At 65.1% G+C, this 2,742-nt stretch carries 3 protein-coding genes; 2 read left to right on the top strand and 1 reads right to left on the bottom strand.

Annotated elements, in window-relative coordinates; translation table 11 throughout:
• Both VNW74_RS18850 and VNW74_RS18845 read left to right on the top strand, forming a co-directional pair.
• The coding region (locus VNW74_RS18850; RefSeq protein ID WP_325679536.1) for a luciferase at nt 1–292 on the top strand (292 nt) is incomplete at its 5' end.
• 12 nt (nt 293–304) lie between these two features.
• Nucleotides 305–1,405, top strand: coding sequence for a dihydrodipicolinate reductase (locus tag VNW74_RS18845; RefSeq protein ID WP_325679534.1), 1,101 nt, complete (start codon nt 305–307; stop codon nt 1,403–1,405).
• A gap of 15 nt (nt 1,406–1,420) precedes the next feature.
• On the opposite strand, the gene VNW74_RS18840 is transcribed toward VNW74_RS18845, so the two are convergent.
• The gene (locus VNW74_RS18840; RefSeq protein ID WP_325679532.1) at nt 1,421–2,716 is read right to left on the bottom strand and encodes a cytochrome P450; all 1,296 of its coding nucleotides are present in this window, start codon (nt 2,714–2,716) and stop codon (nt 1,421–1,423) included.
• Between the last annotated feature and the right edge of the window lie 26 nt (nt 2,717–2,742).

The following is a 2,742-nucleotide window of genomic DNA, read 5'->3' as shown; positions in this document are numbered from 1 at the left end:
CGATCAGGCGTGGGAGGTGCTGGGGCCGCACCTGCTGCACGACGCCGTGACCGCCGCGTCCTACCGCCCGCACGACGACTCGGTCGCCAGCATTACCCGTGCCGACAACGTGACGGCACTGCGGGAGGCGGAAGGTCCCTACCGGGTATTCACCCTGGAGGAGGCAACCGACTACATCCGCAGCGGGCGGCCGCTGCCGCTGCACCCGCTATGCGGCGGCATTCCGCCAGAGGTGGCGTGGCACCATCTGGAGCTTGCGGCCGCGGCGACTGCGCGGGCGCAGTCCGAGTGAAGGAGAACGTCTGTGCCGTCTTCGGTGACAACTTCTTCTTCTTCAATACCGGTCCGTACCGTCGTGTGGTCCACCGGAGGAGTCGGCGCGCACGCGATCGATGCGATCAGACGCCGTCCGGACATGAAACTGGTTGGCGTATGGGTGCATTCGCCCGAAAAGGTAGGAAAGGACGCCGGCGAGTTGGCCGGTGGCGAGCCGATCGGCGTGACGGCAACCAACGACGCCGATGCGCTGATTGCGCTTGCACCCGATTGCGTGGTCTACGCCGCGAGTGGTCCCGAACGCGATGCCGCCGCGGTACGTGACTACGTGCGACTGCTAGAGGCCGGCGTCAACGTCGTGTCGACCTCGTCGACGAGCCTGGTCTACCCCCCGTCGTACTTCGCTCCGGATTGGCGAACCCAACTCGAAGCAGCCGCCGCCGCCGGCCACGCGTCCTTGTATGTATCGGGTATCTTCCCCGGTTTCGCATCCGACCAGCTTGCGCTGCTGATGAGCACCCAGTCGAAGAACATCCGCAGCATCACGGCCAGCGAGGTCGCGCTGAACGACCACTACCCGGTCGCAGACGTGATGATGGATGGAATGGGCTTCGGTCGACCGCTGGACTTCGAACCGATGTTGAAGACACCGGGTTTCATCGAGATAGCTTGGAAAGCACCGATATACCTCATGGCGCAGGGTCTCGGCGTCGAGGTGCAAGAGGTGCGAGGATACCTTGATCGGCAATTGACCGATCGCGATATTGAGGTGGCATTCGGCACCATCCCGGCAGGCACCTGCGGCGCCGTACGTACCCGCGCCGCGGGCGTGGTCAACGGCCGGGAAGCAATCGTGATCGAACACATCATCCGGATGGCGCGTGACGTCGCACCCGACTGGCCACAGTCGGAATTCGACGCGACCTACCGGGTCGACATCGTCGGCGATCCGGACATCCACTGCGAGATGACCCTCGGCGAGGCCGAAGGCCACGGCGCCGGGCGAGCCGCAATGGCATCGACGGCCATGCGCGTCGTCAACGCGATCCCGTATGTCATCGACGCCGCGCCCGGGCTGCTGAGCTCACTGGATATCCCAATGACCCTGCCGCGAAACGCTTTCGACTGACCTACTGGGGTTGGGCTAGTGGGCACCCGCCAGCGCGGGCCGGGGTGTGAACGTGAGGTGCAATTCGGACAGTCCACGCAGGATGTAGGTCGGCTCGAAGGTGTAGCGACGCTCGTCAGCCGGTCCGTGTTGGGTTTCGCTGATCGTGATGTCGGACATCCGGTCCAGGATGCGCTCGATCGAGACGCGGCCCTCGACTCGGGCCAGCGGTCCGCCGGGGCAGGAATGCACTCCCCGGGCGAACGCCATGTGCTCGCGGACGTTCTTGCGGTCGAGGCGGAATTCGTGCGGGTCCTCGAACCTGCGGGGGTCGCGATTGGCCGCGCCGGGCAACACCATCACCACGGTGCCGACGGGGATGTCGACGCCACCGATCGTGGCGGGCCTGCGGGCCAACCGGGAGTCGCTTTTGACCGGGCTTTCAAAGCGCAGTGATTCCTCGATGAAGGCGGGAATCAGGCTGCGGTCGTCCCGCAGCCTTTCCTGGATGTCGGGCCGGTCGCCGAGCACCTGGAGGGCAGCCGAGAGCAGCTTGGCGGTGGTCTCCTGCCCGGCGGCGAACAGGAAGGTGGCCGAACGGCTCACCTCGATGACCTCGGGCGTGGAGCCGTCGGGGTACTTCGCCGTGGCCAGCGCCGTCAATACATCGTCGCGGGGAGCGCTCCGCCGGCCTTCAATGTAGGAACAGAACTTGTCGTCGAGCCACACCAGCGGGTTGATGCCCACCGACTCGTGATCGAGCGCCCCCACTCGCGCGCCGGGACGATCGGCACCCAGCACCGAGCGGAACTCCTTGTGGTCTTCTTCCGGGACCCCAAGCAGGTCAGCGATCACCAAAGTGGCGAAGGGCTTTGAATATTCGGCGATGAACTCGCACTCGCCGGTGCCGAGGAACTCCTCGAGTTGGCGGTCGGCGAGGCGCCACATGAACTCCTCGTTTTCTTTCAACCGGCTCGGCGTCAGCAACCGGCTCAGGATGGAGCGCGCGCGAGTGTGGTCCGGCGGATCCATCGTGACCATGTGCTCGAACATCGGGAACTGACTGCGGTGCGCGTCGATCAGGGGCGTGAGGTCCTCACCGTCGGGCTCAAACGGCAGCGGCGGGAATGGCCCCCCGAGCGCGACGATATTGGAAAACGTGTCGGGGTCCTTGTAGACCGCGGTGGCCTCGTCGTACCCGGTGATCGCGACGACATTGTGGTGCGGCAGCCGCAAGACCGGGTTCTTGTTGCGCAAGTAGTCGAAGTAGGGGTGCGGATCGGGTACCAGAGACGGGTCGGTGAAGAAGTCGACCGAGTCATAGTTGCTCATCTATGCGTGCCTCCCGAGGCTGGATT

Source organism: Mycobacterium sp., from assembly GCF_035570115.1.
Lineage (GTDB): Bacteria > Actinomycetota > Actinomycetes > Mycobacteriales > Mycobacteriaceae > Mycobacterium.
Note: the sequence above shows the minus strand (reverse complement) of the source record. Positions and strands in the feature narration are given on the sequence as shown.

Coding starts and splice junctions, on each gene's coding strand:
- VNW74_RS18840 (WP_325679532.1), bottom strand. CDS start 2,716: ATGAGCAACTATGACTCGGTCGACTTCTTCACCGACCCGTCTCTGGTA.